16 protein-coding genes are annotated in these 20370 nt (G+C 55.1%); 5 read left to right on the forward strand and 11 right to left on the reverse strand.

The features are described from left to right. Positions 1–183: 183 nt before the first annotated feature. On the forward strand, positions 184–1062 hold the full coding sequence (locus tag BM216_RS30415; RefSeq protein WP_093003672.1) for a glycosyltransferase family 2 protein: 879 nt from the start codon (positions 184–186) through the stop codon (positions 1060–1062). A gap of 135 nt (positions 1063–1197) precedes the next feature. On the opposite strand, the gene BM216_RS34890 is transcribed toward BM216_RS30415, so the two are convergent. Continuing rightward, complete coding sequence (locus BM216_RS34890) at positions 1198–1401, reverse strand: helix-turn-helix transcriptional regulator (RefSeq protein ID WP_280141723.1); 204 nt, start codon at positions 1399–1401, stop codon at positions 1198–1200. Positions 1402–2286: 885 nt separating this feature from the next. On the opposite strand from BM216_RS34890, the gene BM216_RS30425 reads away from it, so the two are divergent. Continuing rightward, a complete protein-coding gene (locus BM216_RS30425; RefSeq protein WP_093003674.1) occupies positions 2287–2493 on the forward strand; it encodes a hypothetical protein in 207 nt (68 codons plus the stop codon). Positions 2494–2926: 433 nt separating this feature from the next. On the opposite strand, the gene BM216_RS30430 is transcribed toward BM216_RS30425, so the two are convergent. From BM216_RS30430 to BM216_RS30440, 3 genes are read right to left on the reverse strand one after another with little or no spacing between them, the layout of a single operon-like run. Further along, the gene (locus tag BM216_RS30430; protein WP_093003676.1) at positions 2927–4498 is read right to left on the reverse strand and encodes an oligosaccharide flippase family protein; all 1572 of its coding nucleotides are present in this window, start codon (positions 4496–4498) and stop codon (positions 2927–2929) included. Beyond that, positions 4438–5877, reverse strand: a complete 1440-nt coding sequence (locus BM216_RS30435) for a hypothetical protein (protein ID WP_093003678.1) — start codon at positions 5875–5877, stop codon at positions 4438–4440. Before BM216_RS30435 ends, BM216_RS30430 begins: the two co-directional genes overlap by 61 nt. A 15-nt stretch (positions 5878–5892) precedes the next feature. After that, on the reverse strand, positions 5893–7041 hold the full coding sequence (locus BM216_RS30440; protein ID WP_093003790.1) for a glycosyltransferase: 1149 nt from the start codon (positions 7039–7041) through the stop codon (positions 5893–5895). 525 nt (positions 7042–7566) lie between these two features. On the opposite strand from BM216_RS30440, the gene BM216_RS30445 reads away from it, so the two are divergent. The 3 genes from BM216_RS30445 to BM216_RS30455 all read left to right on the forward strand — a co-directional run bounded on the left by BM216_RS30445 (position 7567) and on the right by BM216_RS30455 (position 12082). Further along, a complete protein-coding gene (locus BM216_RS30445) occupies positions 7567–8700 on the forward strand; it encodes a glycosyltransferase family 4 protein (protein WP_244530411.1) in 1134 nt (377 codons plus the stop codon). Next, the gene (locus BM216_RS30450) at positions 8675–10978 is read left to right on the forward strand and encodes a polysaccharide biosynthesis tyrosine autokinase (RefSeq protein ID WP_244530412.1); all 2304 of its coding nucleotides are present in this window, start codon (positions 8675–8677) and stop codon (positions 10976–10978) included. The genes BM216_RS30445 and BM216_RS30450 overlap by 26 nt, the downstream gene beginning before the upstream one ends. A 384-nt stretch (positions 10979–11362) precedes the next feature. Beyond that, the gene (locus BM216_RS30455) at positions 11363–12082 is read left to right on the forward strand and encodes a sugar transferase (RefSeq protein WP_093003686.1); all 720 of its coding nucleotides are present in this window, start codon (positions 11363–11365) and stop codon (positions 12080–12082) included. Between the two features lie 418 nt (positions 12083–12500). On the opposite strand, the gene BM216_RS30460 is transcribed toward BM216_RS30455, so the two are convergent. From BM216_RS30460 to BM216_RS30490, 7 genes are all read right to left on the reverse strand, one after another. Continuing rightward, entirely contained in the window at positions 12501–13283 is a 783-nt protein-coding gene (locus BM216_RS30460) for a metallophosphoesterase family protein (protein WP_093003688.1), read from the reverse strand. Between the two features lie 562 nt (positions 13284–13845). Next, positions 13846–15180 carry a protoporphyrinogen/coproporphyrinogen oxidase gene (locus tag BM216_RS30465; RefSeq protein WP_093003690.1) on the reverse strand — a complete coding sequence of 445 codons (1335 nt, stop codon included), beginning with the start codon at positions 15178–15180 and terminating at the stop codon, positions 13846–13848. Between the two features lie 15 nt (positions 15181–15195). Further along, positions 15196–16242, reverse strand: coding sequence for an NAD-dependent epimerase/dehydratase family protein (locus BM216_RS30470; RefSeq protein ID WP_093003692.1), 1047 nt, complete (start codon positions 16240–16242; stop codon positions 15196–15198). Between the two features lie 13 nt (positions 16243–16255). Then, positions 16256–17185: a DUF707 domain-containing protein gene (locus BM216_RS30475; RefSeq protein ID WP_093003694.1), complete on the reverse strand. Its 930-nt coding sequence runs from the start codon at positions 17183–17185 to the stop codon at positions 16256–16258. After that, entirely contained in the window at positions 17182–18465 is a 1284-nt protein-coding gene (locus BM216_RS30480; protein WP_244530413.1) for a class I SAM-dependent methyltransferase, read from the reverse strand. Before BM216_RS30480 ends, BM216_RS30475 begins: the two co-directional genes overlap by 4 nt. After that, positions 18452–19804 (reverse strand): DUF4910 domain-containing protein, encoded by a 1353-nt coding sequence (locus tag BM216_RS30485; protein ID WP_093003699.1) that lies wholly within the window; start codon positions 19802–19804, stop codon positions 18452–18454. Before BM216_RS30485 ends, BM216_RS30480 begins: the two co-directional genes overlap by 14 nt. Beyond that, positions 19801–20364 (reverse strand): dTDP-4-dehydrorhamnose 3,5-epimerase family protein, encoded by a 564-nt coding sequence (locus BM216_RS30490; protein WP_093003701.1) that lies wholly within the window; start codon positions 20362–20364, stop codon positions 19801–19803. The genes BM216_RS30485 and BM216_RS30490 overlap by 4 nt, the downstream gene beginning before the upstream one ends. Between the last annotated feature and the right edge of the window lie 6 nt (positions 20365–20370).

Genomic DNA, 20370 nt, shown 5'->3' on the forward strand with positions numbered 1-20370 from the left:
TTCCTATACGGCACTCTGCACGAACTATTATTATACACATGATTTAGGAGTTGATTTAGAATTAACTTTAGATTCTGCGATATCATTATGCACGCGGGAAGACTTTTCATTATTGCCCACCTTAAAACCTATATGATATTACGATACTGAAAGACGACCAGCGCTTACTGTTGGATGGACGCAATGCGGATAGACATCGGAATTGCAACCTCGGACCGGCGAGAAGTGCTGCGGGAAACGATCGCACATCTGTCGACATTGCACCCTCTTCCGTATCGGATCATCGTTTGCCCGGCTAAGCCGGAGCATATTGATCGGCAAGCTGCGCTCGCATCGAACAACGTCGTCCTGATCATAGAAGGGCCTCAGGGCCTGCCGGCACAAAGGAACGCCATTCTTGATGCAAGCGATGCCGATGTGATGGTGTTCCTGGACGACGACTTTCTGCCGGCTCCAAATTTCATTGAAGAAGTCGACAAGATTTTCACAGCTCATCCGGATGTGGTCGTGGCAACCGGACATGTCATCGCTGATGGCATAATCGGGCCTGGTCTCGATAACGACGCGGGGCTGCTGCTCCTCAATGCAGATAAGGGAGCGTCCAATCCGTCTCTTGAGCCGGTTTTCAATGCCTATGGCTGCAATATGATCCTGCGCGCCAAGCCAATCAGGCAAAATTCGCTACGGTTTGACGAGACCCTGCCCCTTTACGGCTGGCTAGAGGATGTCGACTTCTCACGGCAGCTCGCCCCATACGGGAAAATCGTGCGGGCAAATTCCTTGCGCGGGGTGCATTTGGGCACGAAACGGTCCGGACGAACTCCGGGCCGCAAGCTGGGTTATTCTCAAATTGCCAACCGCGTCTATCTCGCTCGCAAAGGAAACCTCCCGTGGCTCCAGGCGGTCGGCGGCATGGCGCGCAACATCGGCGCCAATCTTTTGCATTGGCACGCACCGGAGCCTTGGGTTGATCGCCGGGGCCGTCTGGCGGGCAATGCTCTTGCCATTGCCGATTGGCTGTCTGGCACAGTCCAGCCAGGCAAGATCTTAACGCTCAAGTAAGTCAGTCCACAATATTGCTCAGCCCCGCCTGACGATACCGGTGCGCGCAAAAGACTGAGATCAAGAAAGTCGGATGAAGTGCTGCTTCGGCGGATGGAACGCGCCCCACTGGACACGGCGTCAACAAGCTTCTTGTCAGGCGATCCATCCATTGCGCAGTGCTGTCGCCACCAGTGCGGTATCCTTACGCACCCCCGCCGCTTGCTTGGCGCGGTCTAGATATTTTTGAACGGTCCACAATGAGAGACCAAGAATTTCGCCGATTTCGGAGGCCGTTTTACCATTGGCCAGCCACTGGATCATTTCCACCTGCCTTTGAGAAAAAGGGCACTTCTCGATAAGAAAGCTCGTCACCACATTTTGAGTGCCTCGCGGATCGATTATGGCTGCATCGCCGTCCCTTGGCCCGCCAGGCCCGATGAGGACATGAAGCCTGGAAAGATGATCATCACTCATCATGCCTCCTCCGCGTTGTATCGTCTTGACGTCAGCAACGTCGCTCGAAGGCCGCGCATGGCACATGATAAAAACATGGGGTGATGACATACGAGCAAAAGACTAGGTGGTAACACGAACGCCATCTCCTACAAGGTTGAACTTAAACGCGCCCCCCGGCGATCCCGCGCATCAAAAACACACGTATTCCTGCTGAAACCTGTATTGTCTCATTTCGAGACGAGAACGTTTACTTTAGGCAGCTCCGCCTCGCCGCTTAATCCGCTAAATATAGCCTCCACTTAAGACACGTGATCAGCGTCTATATTCGCGCAACGGCCATATATTCTGAACGCCGCTGCCGAATATAGTTTATAAATCGTAAAACAATCTACATAATCTCGGCGGTTTTGTACACAGCGGTATCTAATTATGACACAAAATATTCTTAAACTGCGCCGTCAACTGACTTTTTTTCTCAGTTAGCGGGAGCTTCGGCATGTATCTCTCTGAGGCATGCGGTAGATAGTTAATTCCCGCGTATGAATTTCTGATTCGTTCGGCGTACTCATAAAGGATACAGTTGCTAAAACGTGACTACCCGACAGAACCAAGACTATCTTTTCCAATAGCATCGACATTCTCTTTACAAAATGTACTAGATTTGGTTGATTGCTACTTGCCGATCTTGAGGCAAGGCAATTTTGTAAAAGAGCCCGCTTTCTCACCTGAGTATTATGGTGGACGCGCTCTGCATGATTATTCAATTCAACTGCAGAGGACCAAGAAATGCCAGCGTACAATGAACCCAGACATCCAAAAATCCAGAGCCAGCGAAGCAGCAACGCCCGCGCAGAAGCGCAGGCCGCACTGATGACCATCGTGCGAGAAGCAGAGCGACGCGGCTGGCTGCCCATCGAAACAGCTGTCGCCTTGGCAGATGCTGCCGATGATCTGGTGTACGATCTTTACGGGGATCGTCCCGCCGCAAACTAGTACCTCGCGCCAGCCGCATCTTCGTCTGCGCGGCGAAAGTGAATATCACCTTCGGAAATAGGGCTTTCTCGAAGGTGACAGAAGGCGCCGAGCCTGAGCACGGGCGTAACCCGCAGCTTCGATTGCGCCGATCCAGACTACGAGACCGATATAAAGCAGTTTCATCCACACCGTCATAGAGGCCTCCGCCTTCTTTTGCAGTATGGATGAGAAATCTTACCACATTGTGTTCATCCTTTATGCTTGGTTGCGCTCCTCAATGGCACGCAAGCGACGACACCGACGAGCGGCTGTCGCTCTTCGGTCGGTTTATCATGCCGTCTTGTACCTCAGGCCGGGCTCGTAAGCCCGCCTGAGGCGAGCGGTTGTCTTCTTTCCACCTGACGCCTTCAAGTGTGCCTGTGCTCTGCGGTCACATCTCCTCGCGACGACGTCAATTTGCCCACCGCTTTGTGATCAATCGTACGAAGATGTTTTCAGCGCCATCGGGCCTGCCAGCCACGAGCCAGAGCACTCCTGTCAGTGCAACGTAAAGACCCAGCATTAAGCTGGTCGCGGCGAGGTAGCGCAGGTTGTCATGGAAATTATCGCCCGAGAGAGCAAGCGCGTCTTGTAATCCGTAGATGGCGGCTATGCAAAGGACAATTGCGATCACCGGTCGCGCGAAGACCGCCAGGAAAGAGCAGACGGTCAAGCCGGTCATCATGCGTACGCTCCAGGCGCTCACACCGAGAATGAGGATCGCCGTGACAGTCTGCGAAGCGAGAGCACCAGTCACACCCCACAACCATATCCCAAATCCTGTCAACGGTAGACGGATGAGGAACTCTGCTCCCATCTTCAGGGCGATGAAACGGGTCATATCTAAACGCATTGCAAGCGGATAGATTAGGTTTCCGGGTAGAGCGAGAATGGCGTTGAGGGCGAGCCAGGACAGGATCCATCCGGCGTCCATCCATTGCGAGCCGAGCATTGTGCTCAGAAGTGGAGTCGCCACCAGAGCGATGGTCAAAAATACAGGAGCCACGAGCAGAAAATAGGCGGCCGACGCCTTCTTGTAGAGATCGCGCATGTCCCGTCCGGGCTCGACCGTTGCAAATGCTGCCATCAACGGCCGGATGATCGGTTGCGAGAGCGTCTGATGAGGAACCGCCGCCAGATCGGTAGCCACCGCGAACTTTCCAAAGTCGGCAATGCTGATAAATCGTGGCAAGAGAATACGATCGAGCTGCCAGTTCAAGGCCGAGACGATCTGCGCCACGCTATTCCAACCAACCATATTGGCCAGTACTGGCCAGGCGGAGAGGTTCCAGACCGGGCGCATCGGTGCAACAATGTAAGAGACGACGAGCATGACGAGCGGCGCGGTCACTGTGGCTGCAGCGATCGCCCAGTAACTCCCGTAGGCGGAGGCCGTTATAAACGCGACAAAAAATGCGCAGCTCTTCGCACAAATATCGACAACGAAATCCTTGGTAAAATCGAAATTTCGGGCAAAGACAATCATTTTTGGGCTAAGCAGCCCCCGCAATACGGGCGCCAGGCTGAGGACTAGGACAACAGGCAGGAGTCGCGCCTCGTCGTAGAACTGTGCGATCGGCCAGGAAAGTCCAGCCAATAGAACCGCAATCGAAATCCCGCGCAAGACACCTAGCGTGAGTGCGGTCTGGAACAGGGCCTCATCCGGCTCCTTCACCCTGATGAGTGCTGCCGCGATCGGCAAGTCCAAGACCGCCTCGATGACGAAAATTGCGGTCATGGCTATCGCCACCAGCCCTAAGTCATGGGGCGTAAGGTAATGTGACAGGACGACGAAGGTGGCAAGATCGATGAGCTTGCCGAGAAGTTTTCCGCCGACCGCCCAAAGGCTGGCACGCGATGTGCGTCTCGACAAAGTAGCGGAAGGCGTGGTCTGCGTTGTCTCGACAGGGTTGACAGCCACGGTCATCGAGCCACCACGGTATAGCGCGTTGCCGGCGCGATTGAGGTCTGCGACATCGACCATGGTCGTGCTGTAGTTGTCGCCGCAATCGCAGCGGCAAAGAGCCAGGCATTGACTATGCCAAAATCAGGCGAGCCGCCGACGAGGGCCGCAGCAGCAAAGGGTGCAATGAAGGCCCAGCGCGCTGCATGGGCGGTCGCATCATTTATCCCACCGTCGCCGGCCTTTCTCATCAATGCGAAAATCACGAAACTATAAAAGAGCAGGCCGCCGACAACGCCGACGTTGCTGAACATTGCGACAATGGCGTTCGAGGTGCGGGTCGAGCCTACGCCGACACCCAGACCGTAGGTCTGAAACAAAGCATTGAGTGACGTGGAGGTCCACAGGCTGCGTTCCTCGAAGGATGAACTGCCGCCCTTGGTAAAGATCAGGTCATCGAGCATTTCAATCACGGGGTTCCAGATTGAGATGTCGATGAGCGTGGCGATTGATACAAGGGAGATGGTCAGAGCAACAATCCAGAACTCAAAGGCGAGGCTTCTATTTAAAAGTTCGCCACCTGATGTTGTAATCCCGCGCCATATCCAGTTTGTACCAGCCGCCATTATAAACACCGCAAGGCCGACAATCGCAGCCGATGAGGTCGACAGCCAGGTAAAGGCCAGGAGGCCGGCCAGGCCGAGAAACACCAGAAGGGCTCGCGATGGCTTATCAGCGAGAACATGGCGGAAGAAGTATAGCGCGCTCAACAGAGCCAGACATGTACTTCCATAGGCAGATGCTTCAGGCATCAGGCCGACAACCCGTTTACCGCCGAACATCTCCACATCTGTCAAAAGCGCATATGTCGCCGTTCGAAATGGCTCGAGGAACGCGCCGATCGGCACATGCTGCCCAATGAAGTCCAGGAGCCCGGTGATAATGGCTGCGTAGGCGCCAAAGAGGAGCGCCCTTATTCCCTTCAGCCGATTGTCTGCGTCGCGAAAGTGGCAGGCAAACGCAAGAACGGCGAAGATTGAGATCGACAAGTAAGCGATCTGGGAAATGTTTTGCGTCGTTGGCTCCAGCAACGTTACTGTCGACACGCCTTCGAAGCGAACTGGAATGATATCTGCTTGGCGATAGAAAAAACGTGGCAAAAAGTAAGTCGCAAGCGTCGCATAGATCCAGAAGATCAACAGCAGCGTCATCCTACATGGCTTCATGACAAGAGACGCAAGGTAGTTGAGGCCAGACAGGGTGGCGAATACGCGCCCGATAAAAATGAGCGCCAGCATTGGTGCGGGCGTCAGCGTCAGCCCAGCGGTCGCAGCCGGTGATATGACAGCGAACGATCCAAAGGACAAAGACACCATCAAAACGGAAACAAGCGAGGCTGCGCCACGCAGACACGCGATCGCGGCAATCAGCCAAAACAGCAAGACGACGACTATGTCCAAGCAAGCCTCCCGACCTCAGACCGCAATAGCGCTTGGTACTGTTTCGGACACGGGCGGCCTCAGGCGCATTAGCGAGGCGCCCTCCTCGCTGATGCGCGTTGAGATGAAGGTGGACAGTTCGTGCTGGAAGCGGGCATTGCTGTAGGAGAGCGCGTGGCGACGGATGTCGTCAGGAACAAAGCTCGAAGCGACGTCCTCGAAAGACTTGATCGCATCAACGAGGGCGTCAACGGTCTGTTGGTAGAAGAAAATACCAGTCCTGCCCTCGACCACCGTTTCGCTTGCACCACCCCGTCCCATAGCGATAACGGGCCGCCCGCTTGCCATGACTTCAAGAGGCACGATACCGAAGTCCTCGACACCTGGATAAAGCAGCGCCTTACAGCGCGCAAAATGCTTTTCCATCGTTAGATCGTCGACGTTATCCTGGAACGTGACGGTTGGGCCAGCCATGCTGCGGAGCGCCGGCGTTGCACCGGAACCGAGCACGAGCAGGTTACGATTGAGACGGGTACAAGCTGCAACAGCAATTTCGATCTTTTTGTATGGCGTGATCTGACCGGCACACAAATAGTAGTCCTCGACGACGTCAGATATCCCGAAACGCTCGACATTGACGGGAGGATTGATGACGACTGCCTTGCGTCGATAAAATTTCTCGATGCGTTTAGCGACGAATTGTGAGTTGGCGATGAAGTGATCAACCCTGGCGGCGGTTGTGACATCCCAGACCCGCAGAACCGGAAAGCTCAGATACATAATGAGCCGTGACAGGCGCCCTGCTCCACCCAAATATTCCGTCGAGCAATCCCAGATATAGCGCATGGGGGAATGGCAATAGCAGATGTGCAGCGCGTCAGGTCGGGTGATGATCGCCTTTGCTGGACCGGCTTCCGAGGAAATGACGAGGTCATAGTCGGTGAGATCGAAGCGCTCGAGAGCAAACGGCATCAATGGCAAAAATTTTTGGTAATGCTTTACGCCACCCCACGATTGCAGGAACGACGTCTTGATACGGTGATGATTGATCGTCGGCGAGAGTTTTGATGGATCAGCCACCAGCGTGAATATATCCGCATCGGGATAAAGCTTGCAGATTTCCTCCACAACCTTCTCCCCTCCCCGCATTCCCACAAGCCAGTAATGTACAATAGCGACCTTCATGGTCTTCTCCATTGCCAAAGTCCAATTTCTACGACCTTACTACGGTTTTCCATTGTTACAATATCTTAATTGTATCTTCGCACGTAAATTCACCATGACATCAAGATAAAATAACTTTTCACTTCGTAAGCCAGCAATACATATAAGTGCAATTTGAAATTACATCTCATTCTATATAAAAATCACTTAAGCGTTATTTTCGGGCCTTGCTTCCGTAGAAAATGGCCATCTCCCCCTTGTTCGTTGCTGCACCGCTTAACGATAGGGCCCGATTAAACCACTCCATTAATATCAATCGGTCAAAGGTGGTATCGGCACAGGACCCGCTCGGTTTTCCTTCCGCAAGCCCAGAGTATAACCGCACCACATTGGGATTTTATATATCGCCCTTAGGATGATATATTCAGTCATGTATTGCATGTTTAACTCCTTATCCACGATAATAAATTCGATTTAACTTCCTGTTGACTTTGCGCTTATCTATAAAATATGAATAATTCTGACATATACGGGGTGGATGCGCCGATGACTACAGTGTTCATCAATGGAAGGTTCTTGTCGGCGCCCCTAACTGGCGTACAGCGGGTCGCTTTCCAGCTTCTCGAGGCGCTCGACAGCAATGAACCCTTTATTTCTGATAAACTTGGCCTGAGTTTTGAATTACTTTATCCCGGCGGCGCCGCAGTGGCGAAATACAGAAATATCGGTTCTCGCAAGGTCGGGATCCTGGGTGGGCAGGCATGGGAACAATTCGAGCTTGCCCGAGCGGCATCTGGCGGATTGCTTCTGAACCTTTGCAACATGGGGCCAATCGCAAAGCGGCAATCCGTAACAATGATCCATGATGCGCAGGTCCACACGTCGCCGAAATCCTATTCGGCGGCTTTCCGGCTTTGGTACCAGTTTGCGCATCCGACCATTGGCCGGTTTCACCGACAGATCTTAACCGTATCGTCGTTTTCGAAGGCAGAGTTGGTTGATCGCGGAATTGCTGCGGCCGAGCGTGTTTCGGTCATTCCAAACGGCTGCGACCACATCACGAGGGTCACGCCGGATCCGTCGATTGTGGCGCGTTTACGATTGGAGAGCGGTCCCTTCGTCGTCTCTACCGCCAATACGCAACATCATAAAAATATTGGCATTCTCCTGCAGGCTTTCGCAAACCGAAGGCTCCACGACACACGGCTGATCCTGTTTGGGTCGGCGACGCACAAAGACTTCGAGGCCGCGGGCCACCATGTTCCGTCCAATGTCGTGTTTGCCGGGCGGTTGCGTGACGAAGAGGTCGCGGGGCTGCTTGGAAGTGCGTTGTGCCTTGCCTGTCCTTCTCTCACAGAGGGCTTTGGGTTGATGCCGCTTGAGGCCATGGCGCTCGGCTGTCCAGCGATTATCGCGCCTTGCGGCGGACTGGCTGAAGTCTGCGCCGGGGCTGCGCTGATGGCAGCACCCGATGATCCGATCGAATGGATCAGACAGATTGAGCAACTGACATATAGCCCGGGGCTGCGGGAAGAGATGACCCAACTGGGTCGCGAGCGAGCCTCCCATTACACCTGGCGCAATTCCGCCAGCATGTTGGTCGGGGAGCTTTCCCGGATCATCTCGGCGCACCCACGAACCCATGCGAGTTCTCATGCAGCAACACACGAGCTTGTCTGAGCACAAGCGCCTATCGCGCGCTTTGCCATTTCCGTCGCCGTCAATGCTTGCGCCGCCGAGCTCGGACACGGTGCATCTAGAGCAACTCTTTGCGGTTGCGCGCAGGCAATGGAAAGTGGTCGTCGCTGCCATGTTTGCCGCGATAGTGCTTGGGGTTATCTATGCCATGGCCGCGATCCCGCTTTATAGCGCCTCAACGAGCGTCCTGATCGACCGGCCAGAGGGCAATCTTGTCGGACAGCTTTCAACGATTGGCGGCAAGATTGAAGACGACTCGTCGGTCATTAGCGAAGTGGAACTGCTAAGCTCGAAAGCGATCGGCTACGCGGTCGTCGATCAGTTGAAGCTTGGGGAAAACCCTGAATTTCTTGGCCAAAGAACCTCGGTTCTGTCGGTATGGATAGACGATATAAGGACGTTTATAAGCGGTTTTGTGGGCATGGCCGAAACGGATGCGGCCCCCACCACGCCCGACCAACGTCGCCACAGTGCTTTGCAGATCCTCATGCGCAACACGTCTGTGTCGCGCATCGGACGGTCCTACGTGCTGTCCTTGGACTACGTCGCGCCATCACCACAGATGGCAATGCGGATCGCCACGACATTTGCCGACGTCTACATGCTCGACAAACTGAACTCAAAATTTGAATCGACGCGGCGGGCAAGTAACTGGCTTCAGGACCGCATTGCCGAGCTCGGCAAAATGGCAACCGACTCCGATCTTGCCGTGCAGATGTTCCGCGAGCAGAACAACCTGGTGACAGCGGATGGCAAGCTGGTTTCCGATCAGCAGTTGTCGGAGCTCAACAGCGCGCTCATCGTCGCACGCTCCGATACCGCCCAAGCCCGTGCCCGAGTGGAACGGGTACGCTCGATCGTGGCGAGCGGCAGCACTGAGGCCGTAGTTCCTGATGTTCTGGTCAGTGCAGTATCGAACGAACTGCGCACCAAATACCTACAAGCCGCAAAGATGGCGTCTGACGTCAGTGGCCGCTTTGGTCCCAACCACGCCCAGGCTGTCCGATTGCGGGCCGAAATGGCAGAGTATCAGCGCTTGATGTTCAGCGAACTCAATAGAATCGCCGAAAGTTACCAAAGTGAACTCGAGGTCGCAGAAGCACGTGAACGCGAGTTGACGCAGAATGTGCAGCGGGCCGAGTTGACGGCCACAGATGCGGGCAAGACGCAAGTGCAACTGCGTGAGTTGCAGCGGTCGGCAGAAACCTATCGCAAGCTGCACGAGACCTTCCTGCAGCGTTATCACGAGGCCGTTCAGGAGCAATCTTTTCCTGTCACAGAAGCGCGCATCATTGCCCCTGCTGAACTTCCGCTTGCACCGAGCGCCCCGAAAAAATCACTCGTCGTTGCGCTGTTTGCGTTTCTCGGGATTGTATTTGGCATTGCGGTTGCAACAGTGCGCGAAGTTCGCGACAGGTTTTTCCGTACCGGCGACCAGGTCCGGGACGAGGTTGGTCTCGAATACCTTGGCTCACTGCCGGTGACGCCGACGAGACGCATCTGGCGGCGGGGCTCGGCCAAATCGGGACAACGGGAAATCGGCCGCGTTAACACGATCACGCATTATGCGGTCGAAAATCCACTTTCGATGTTTTCCGAGACGATGCGCAGCGCAAAAATCGCGATCGATGTCGCGAGCAAAGGCGAAAGATGCAAGGTTGCCGGCTTTGTGTCGGCTTTGCCCGGCGAGGGAAAATCCACGGCTGCGATCAACTTTGCGCAGCAGTTGGCGAGCAATGGCGCACGAACGCTTCTGATTGATGCCGACCTTCGTAATCCAGGATCCTCCCGGCTCCTTGCGCCCCAGGCCGAACACGGCTTGGCGGAGTTTTTGCAGAACGACAGGATCTTTGAGGAGATCATCTGGACCGATACATCGACCGGCCTAAAATTCATTCCGTCACGCCTACAGCGCAACCCGACCCAATCGGCGAACCTACTCGCATCGTCGGCCATGGAAGCGTTGCTCGATCGGGTACAAGGTCAGTACGACTACATCATCCTGGACCTGCCACCTCTAGGACCGGTTGTAGACGCGCGCGCAATCGCCCATTTGATCGGAAATTTTGTTTGGGTCGTCGAGTGGGGCAAAACTTCACGACGAATGGTCAAGGAGACGGTGTCGAACGAGGTCGAGATAGCGGCCCGTACGCGTGGTGTGATCCTCAACAAGGTCGACACTCAGAAGCTGAAGCTTTACCGGGCTTATGGCTCAGCGGAGTACTACTACCGCACCTATGGATCCTACTATCAAAGCTGACGTCGATCCGATCGATAGCCGTCGTAGTTGGGTGACCCTGGCTATGAAGTCCCGCAGACTTTGCTGCAGGCGATGATCGTTTGATCTACCTTGCTCAGGATATTCTCCCACGAGAAATCCGAGGCACCACGAGCCTCATCGGAAAATTGACTGGTCGCTGACAGCGATGGGAATGCCCCTGCCAGTAGGATTCCTATACGCCTTTTCCTTTAAGCTTGGATTGGTTTGTCTTCCGTTTCAAGTTCCAACTCAAATCAGCAAACAATTAAACGCGCGAAATATAGTTACCTTCTCGTTAATTTTAGTAATGACGCAATCTCAAAGCGGTGATATATTAAATTTGTACTCAACTTCATCAAAATCACCAGCTATAAGGGCGAAACGATGAGCGCTTATGACGTGCATCTTCCGGGTGCATTTAAAGTCGACACATCTTCTTCCACGGTGGCTGTTCCAGGCCAGTTGCTTCCAGGTGCCATGGCGCGGCGCGATATTCCCCAGCGGACTGCGGCAGGAAAGCGGGGAATGGACATCGTAATATCCGGGATCGCGTTAGTCATCCTTTTCCCGCTTCTTCTCATGGTCGCGTTGGCGATCAAGCTCGACAGCTCGGGGCCGGTCTTGTTTAGGCAGAAACGCTGGGGAAAGGACTGCAAAGTCATCGAGGTTTTTAAATTTCGGTCGATGCGGCTCGAGGACTGCGACGCGAGCGGGATTGCTCAGACAACCAAAAATGATTGTCGGGTAACACGGATCGGCAAGATCCTACGACGCACGAATGTTGACGAGCTGCCGCAGCTTTTCAACGTCCTCAAAGGTGATATGTCCCTGGTCGGGCCGCGGTGCCACGCGATCGGCATGCTCGCCGCCGGCAAACTCTACGAGGATCTTGTCCCCGTTTATCACAACAGGCATGTAGTGCGCCCTGGGCTCACAGGCCTTGCCCAGATGCGCGGGCTGCGCGGACCAACAGACCGGCCCTCGAAGGCCCGAGCGCGCATAGCGAGCGACCTCTACTATATCGAGAACCTGTCGCTGAGGCTCGACATTACGATCATGATCGGCACCGTCATCAGTGAGCTGAAGGGTGGTAAGGGCTTCTAAGTCGATGTCCGACACAGACGGATAACGAGAGAATTGTCGCCGATCGGCATGTGTCCTGAGCGTTTCATGGCCTCCTGGCCGCCTGCGTCGCAGCCGCCTGATATTCTATTTAACGGCTTGCTAACTACCCTCATTGACACTTCCGCAGGCTTGGCACGCTATCGATGGGAGACTGTTATGAGGCTCTCATGTCATCACGTTTAAAAAACACCCTTGGTGCTTTTGGAATATCGATCACGTTGTGGATGTTGATCATCCACGGGTCGATGTCGCTGTTACAGGCGAATGGCAACGCCGTTGACCAAAGTGTGACGGCAAGCGTCCGCTAGCGGCAAAGCCCGTGCGACAGCGCCTTCTACATCGGACAGTCGGGCCGTCGCCTCGACCGCCCCGCAGCGAAGACTGTTGACGCGATGTCTCAGATAACACTCCCCTCACCGCCGTCGATTTTCAACACCGAGAGATGTCGGCTGAAATAGGCCCCGGTATCAACTGCGATCCTGCTTGGCTTGAACTCGATTTCGCTGCATGGCGTATGACCATGGATGACGAGATAAGGAAGGTCGGGCCCGTCCGTCAGAAAGGGCTCCCTGATCCACATAAGGTCTTCATCACGCTGATCTGCAAGTGGCACGCCGGGCCTTAGGCCAGCATGGACGAAGACGTAGCGACCTATGCGCAGGAGGACTGGAAGGCTTTCGAGAAAACCAAGATGGAATTGCGGCATAAGTTCCGTTAGCAGGTCGCGAACGTGGTTCGGCCTTCGAAGCAGTGCCCTGTCGATCTCGCGGATGTCTATGCCGTAGGAAAGAAGGGTTTGCTGGCCACCAAGCTCGAGCAATCTGTGCAAGCTCTGCTGTCGTTTCAGGTATTTCAGGAAGACGTCGTCGTGATTGCCGCATAGAGCAATGCGCGCGATATCCGGATCTGGGCCTGAACTGAGATGATCGATCACGTCTGCTGACGCTGGACCACGATCGACGTAATCGCCGAGAAGCACGATCAGGGCGCGCTGGCCGCTCCCTTTCAGGTCATCCTTGACGCGCTGTTCCGCTGCCTTCAACTCGTCGAGACATCCATGGACGTCACCGATTACGTAGATAGGATAAGTCGGATCATCATCACCAAGATCGATACGACGCCGACCCGCGGAATGGCGCAGCGCAGGATCGATACCTAACCATTGCATCAGTTTGTGCATCTGCCCGCCCCCGTACCCAATCCGTGAACGCCGACATTGCTAAGTCTTGGATTTGTTTCACGGGATGATCCGGACGGCAACCTAATCCTCGCTTGCTAATAGGAAACGAGACTAATCCCTGAAAAGTCTGACGAACATAAATGATTGGAAGATGCTAAGCGACATGATGACCGGCTTATTTTGCGCAAGCCACTGCTAGTTGGGTGCAAGTGGCCGTGGAAACGCTTTTCATGTCAGCCGAAACGACAGAATGCCGCAAGTCGCGCCTTCACGTGCTCGCTTTGATGATAGTGTCTTCTCTGTCGAACGTCTTTGCAATCGCAAGAGGCTCAAATGCGGGCGCCACTTGTTTGAGAAGTAGGCGAAGACCCGCGGCTACTGCCGGGGGTACGAGTCCTCGCCACTCCTGCAATAGTATTCCTATCTTATACTTTCTTTGTCAAACCGTTCCGCAGCTAAATCCACAGGACTATACTTAATAGTACCTTAGCTCTCACGCAAAGCGTCGGACCCGCCTTTAGGACACTCGTCACATTATCTGCTCGCACCGTGTCCTTTAGTTCTAAGCGCGCTCTTCCTCGTCATCTGCATTCATCCCGAGCGCCGCACGTGCGGCGCGCTCGCCGCTTAGGAATGCCGCATCCGTCCAGATGTAACCCCATTGGCCAAATCGCCCGCAATATTCGATGCCGACTTCATCAAGATAGCCGTGTACGATATCGACGGCCGCCTTGCGCTCGAGATCGAAGATGATATTGCCGAAGGGCAGCATTATCGCGCTTTGGTGGATCACCTCTGCGCGGGACGTGACCAGTCCGGCTTTGATTAGAGCGTCGATGGCGGGCTCAATCCAGTCACTTGCGGGACCCTCCAGAGGACGATATTTTTCGCTGAAATAGATCTCGGCCTGCATTGCCCCGCACCCCTTCGGAACCGTCATCGGAGACAGGTTATCGCGGTAGCTCACCCGAGCGAAAGGGATGTCCTCGTCGTAGAAATAGGACCATTGCGGTTTCGTCTCGATCGGCCGGTTCAGGCCGATATTAACAACCACGACCTGGGTGCATGCGAGGCGCGCCGCAGCCTCGCGGACCTCACGCGGCGCGTCTTTGATCAGTGGCACAATGACAGTGAGCGGTAGGGAGGAAATCAGTTTTGAAAACCGGTCCGATGTCCCGTTCTTGAACATCAGGATCTTTTCCGTGATGTCGATCGAGGCGATCTCGTGATCACACAGAACCTCAGCCTTGTCGTAGAAGCCTTTGATAAAAGACTCAAAACCCCCTTCGGTCGGATAGCGAAACTCGTTGACGTAGAAGACATCGAGTGGCTCATGCTCGAGGGCGCCCCTCAGGACTTCGTCAAGGTTCGGCCTATAGAGCCTCGGTCCGAGCCAGTCCGTCGACATGTTTGCGGCATCGGTTGTATGATATTTCCGGGTATAGACCATCGGGAAGGTGTCGGCGAAGGTCTTGCCATAGGCCGCCATCAGCCAGTCTTCATAATTGGAAATTTTAGGCGCTTCGATCTGTCGCGCTTCGACAAAATCTTTGATGCAATTCACCACAAGATCGGTCGGCAGTCCATGCAAGTTGACCTGGGCCGGATGTTTTATCCAGTGACCATGCCAGTAGTTGTTGCAATAGACATTGCCCACCTGGAAATGCTGACCAGTGGATTGTGCAAACAGCTCTTTTACGCGTGTGTTCTTGGTAAAAGAGATGTGGACGCCCTCGTCGAAGACAAAGCCATCACCTGACCCGAAGCTCGAGGTCAAACCTCCCGGCCTCGGGCGCTTGTCATAGAGCTTTGCTTTTACCCCGTTGGCAAACAGGACGTTGGCAGCACCAAAGCCAGCCATACCGCCGCCCAAGATGGCATATCCCTTGTGTTCCATATCGTCCTCTTCAGGTCAGTTTAACCAGCGGACATCGGCCGAGATCCGTCCCGCGTTCATGTGATTTTCCAGGATAGCGAGACGCTTGGTATCGGCAGGGATGACCTCGCGGCTGGCATTTTTGGCCTCGGTCAGACCGTCGATGAGGCGATCAATCGACTGAGACAGGGACATGACCGGCTGATGGTCTGGAGCGATCTCAGAAAATCGGCGAAAATCGACCTGATAGGATCGCCGGTCGGGCGGCGCATTCTCGTTGATCGAGATGCGAGTGCCGGGAATCTTTTCGGCGACGGCGTTTGCGAGGTCCGAAACGCGGTGATTGTGATCGTCACGACCGGCATTGATTGCCAGGAACTGTCCGCCGTTGGCTGCATCGCGGGTCAGTGCCCACTCGATGGCACGCGCCATGTCGTGGACGTCGATCAGCGGTCTCCAGGGCGTGCCGTCACTCAAGACCTTGATTTCGCCAGTCGACAAAGCGGTGGCAACGAAGTCGTTGAGCACAAGGTCGAGACGCAAGCGCGGGGAATAGCCGCAGGCAGTAGCAAACCTCAAGCAAGTCACCACCATATCAGGTGCGTTGAGCTTCGACAGCGCTTGTTCTGTTGCAATCTTCGAGCGAGCGTAGGCTGTGAGCGGGTTGAGCGGATCCTCTTCCTTACGCGGGCCGCCCTCGGCAAAGCCGTAAATGCTACAACTCGACGCAAATATGAAGCTCTTTACGCCCGCCTGCGCTGCAGCGGCTGCGATCGCAAGACTTGCAGCATAGTTGATACTGTCGGTCTGCGTTTCGAACCGGACGCCAATTGGATCATTGGAGAGGGCCGCCAGATGGACAACCGCGTCGACGCCCTCGAGAAGAGAGGCCGGGAAATCGCGGACATCACCGAACACCTGTTCGTTAAGAATACGTTCGGGGAAAGCACCTGGCGAGGTCAGGCATTGCGCAAAAAATCCGCTGTCATAGCCGATGAGTTCGGCGTCGGGCCAGCGGTCGCGAAGATGGGCCACAACGACCGGGCCGACATAGCCCATATTTCCAGTCACCAAAATGCGCATGATGTCTCTCCCGTTACCTGACGCTGACTAGATTGGTCTTTGGATCTTTGCGGACAATTGTTTTGAGTTGCGCTGGGCGGTACCGCCAGCGGGTAAAAATGCGGGCAATCATTCCGCATCCCACTCTGAAGGCATCCCTTCGGCATCTCATTCCGGCTGAGACCCGTACGAGGTGGATGCCGTTGCTCGCATTGGCTGCCGCGCGGCCGACCCGCTTGCCTTCTGCAGTAATGCCACCATAGATGAGCTTGCCCTTCGGCAGTTTGTCGAACGACCGCCTTACATCGCGAAGGTCGGCCTCCGGATCCATGCCAAGGCGCTTGAACGTCTGGTAGATTTCGCCCGAGTAAAGCATTCGCGTGTGGATCATCGGTGCGGCGTCAATGAAGGCTGCACGATAGACCGGGTTTGGCATCAGCATTGCCCAGATGTCATCCTGCCCCCAGCCGGTCGGCCAGCGCTCGATGCTTGGCAAAAGCAGGCGAAAATAGGAGGTCTTGATCACTGGGCACATGGCTTCGATGTAGTTCGAGTATCGCAGCAGAAACGCCGGGCAATGCGCTGTAATTGGATAGGAAATGTGACTGGACGGCATAAGGGATGGCTGCGCAATATCGAGGTCGTTTTGAGCAGCAATCGCAAAAAGCCGGCTGATATTTCCAGGATCAAACAGCAGATCGTCGTCGGGAAACATGACGTATTCGTAGCGGTCCAACAGTTCAGGCTGGTCGCGAAAATACCGGCAAATACTGTCCCACTTGGTCCCCATATCGTAGGACAAGGGGGTGTCGCCATCGTTGAGATCGGCGAGACCCTTGTCATAAGTGCTTAGTTGAAGATCCCAGTTTCGATCAGGTTTCGGCTCGACGAGCCACGTACGATGCAAGGACAAACGCCCGACCCTGGCAAAGACGAGGTTTGGCCGCCTGAGACTGTTGTTCATCTGGCGATCTCCAGACGCTGCGGATGGGGTACTGCTTTCAAGAAGATGCCGCCGTGATCGTGGAACGCCTTCTGCTGCGAGACAATTTCATCGGCAAAATTCCAGGGCAGGATGAGCAAGTAATCAGGGGGCGAGGCGTCGAGGACGTCGACCGGCTTGATTGGTAGACGCACGCCCGGCATCAACTTGCCAACCTTGTGGGTATTGCGATCAACAACGAAGGCAATCGTGTCATCGGGTAGGTCTGCGTAGTTGAGGAGGGTTGCGCCCTTTGCGGCCGCGCCGTAGGCCGCGATTGTCTTGCCGTTGGCGCGAATGTCTTGAAGCATGATGCGCAGGTCTTGGCGCAATTGCTGAACGTGGCGGCCGAAGCTCTGGTAATAGTCGGCGCCGTTGAGACCAAGCCGCTCTTCATCCGTCTGCAGTTGCTGCAAGACGGCCGTTTTTCCTTGCTTCTTGCTCACCCGTAGCCGTAGCGAACCGCCGTGGATTTCAAGCTTCTTGGCGTCATTGAGATAAAGGCCATGACGGCCAAAGAGTGGTTCGAGTGCGGCGAGCGAGTAATAAAAGACGTGCTCGTGATAGATAGTGTCGAAGGCGCAGGTCTCGACCAGATCCCGGACATAAGGGAATTCGAATTCGGCGACGCCGTCCTCAGCGAGCAAAATTGCGAACCCTTCAATGAAGTCATTGATATCGTTAACATGGGCAAGGACATTATTGGCCAGCATTACGGAGGCCGAACGCCCCTCTTCGACCAGCTTCTTGGCGACCCTCGCACCGAAGAAATCGATAAGGGTCGGTACCCCGATTGCAATTGCTGCTTCTGCCGGCCCCTTGGCCGGATCAATACCAAGCACGGGGACGCGGTTCTCGACGAAGTTCTTCAGGAGATAACCATCGTTGCTGGCAATCTCGACAACAAGGTCGTCTTCCCCCAGGTGCCGCTCGTCCATAAGATCAAGCGCGTGGGAACGGCTGTGGATGAGAAGAGCGGGAATAAAGGAGGAATAGTAAGGATAATCCTGACCGAAGAGGATTTCAGGAGCTACATCTTCACTGACCTGCAGCAACCCGCATTCCATGCAAAGGACGACCTCGAGCGGAAAAAGCGGTTCAGAGACGGCGAGGCTGTCGGGCTCCAGGAGGGCGTTGGCGAGTGGCTGCTTTCCGAGATCCAAAATCGAGACAAGCTCGCCGCATCCACAAGAGCGGCATGCGGTAATGCGCCCGTAAATCTTCGTCGGCATGGCGTTATTGGCTGTTTCAGCGACGTGCATGGCTCACCTCTTTGATCAGATCAGCTTGAAGACAGATTTGCGTTGCGGCCCAGGCTCGAAGGAAAGGGATCCCTGCTCGCTCGGCGATGTCGAAGATGGAATGGCTGCCATCGCTCAGGTTCAGCACCCACAGAAGATCCATTTGCGACGGTCCGCCGGCATCTCTTTGACCGGCGATAGCGCGGTAGAGACCACGCCGCCCAAGCTGGGGCTCGCCGCGGCCATCGATCCGCTCGTAAACGCGGTCGCGATCACAAATTGAGACGACCTCGCGCACGACACCCAGGGATGCGATCAATGCCGCCTCGTTGATAAAATCCAGATTGTCGAGCGAGGTATGATACTCAGGAAAGGTTCCGTGTACGGCGCGCATGAGACAGCCGACGGGCATATCGATAGCAGGAGAGCCGTACTGTCTTTCGTCGTAACCGTAGGGTGAAAAGTCGACGACCTCGTATTTGAGATTGGCGTGTTCGAGGACATGCGTCACAATCTGATCGATTGCTGCCTCCGATCGGCATTTCTTGTAGTGAAAAGGGCCCGCGTCCCCCACACAGGTCAAGACGAGCCCGTGTCGAACTCGGCCAAGCTTCGGCTCATTTTGCGCCAGCCAGGTGATCGATCCGATCGTTGCAGGAACAAAGAGCACGCGTAGCCCGAGTTGAGCGTTGTTGGCGGTGCTCTCCCGTTGCCGCACCCGCTCCGCCGCCAGGGCGACGGCAACAGCAATTCCGGAAAGGTTATCATTGGCAAGACTCGGGTGACAGATGTGGACCGAGATCAGGACTTCCTCGGCCGTCTGGCCGGGAAGGAAAAATTCGCCATAGGTCAGAGATCCGTCTGCGAGCGTCGTGTCGATCTCGACGCGATAATAATCATCCTGCATCGACATCCAAAGGCTATGGGGCAGGCAAAATCCCCAGTTTGAGGCATAGTAGGACGTGCGATAAGGAATGACGTCGGGCTGATCTTCGAGTGTATGAATATGCCTGGTCAGCTCTTCGCGGCTGAAGGTGCCATTGACGGGTATGCTATAGCCAACCACGTGCAAGTTGTTGTCGCCGAAATCGACGAGCGTCTTGCCGTCCATCGTCTTGATCGTCGCACCGCGGATATTCCATTCCTGGGGAACCTCCCAATCGAACACTTTCGTGCCCGTAGGAATCTCGTGGATGGTGAGCGGGATATGATCTTTGATGATGCTTAGCGTTTCGCGGACCCCATCACCAGTCAGGCTGCGCGGCAGTGGAAACAAGGTGTGAAGGAGATCCATCATCCCGACCGGAGATGAGATTGGCTCAGCCAGTTGAACCGCCGCGCTGATCGTCCCGTTGATCATGACATAACCTTCTGGCCAAGCCACGGCATTCGCGGACCGAGATCCGGCCATCGCAGATCATTTTCAGAGATTTCGGTTACAGGCTCTGGCCAAGAAACCGCAAGCAGCGGGTCGTTGAAACGCGCGCCATCGTAGAGGCTCGGCATATAAGGCACCCCCATCAGATATTCGACGACGACAGTATCGCTGAGCGCCTGGAACCCATGGGCAAAACCACCTGGAATGTAGAGCATGGTGTCGCCCTCCCCGTCGAGCACGGCCTGATAGACGGCCCCTGGCCTAGCCGACGTTTCCCGCAGATCGACGACCACGTCATGGATCCGCCCCAAGCTGCATCTGACGACCTTGGCATCCTCATGGGGAGCCCGTTGGAAATGCATGCCACGCACAGCGCCACGAATTGTGGTTACAGAGGTATTGGCTTGAACCGGCCGGAAATCGAGGCCGGCCTTTTCGAAAAGATCAGCACACCAGGTGCGTGCGAAACGGCCGCGTGTGTCGGCGCGAATATCGAGTTCGATCAGCTTCACATCTGAGCCGGAAAGAGAAACGAACTTCATGGTTCA

Origin of the sequence: Rhizobium sp. NFR07 (genome assembly GCF_900111905.1) — a bacterium.
GTDB lineage: Bacteria > Pseudomonadota > Alphaproteobacteria > Rhizobiales > Rhizobiaceae > Neorhizobium.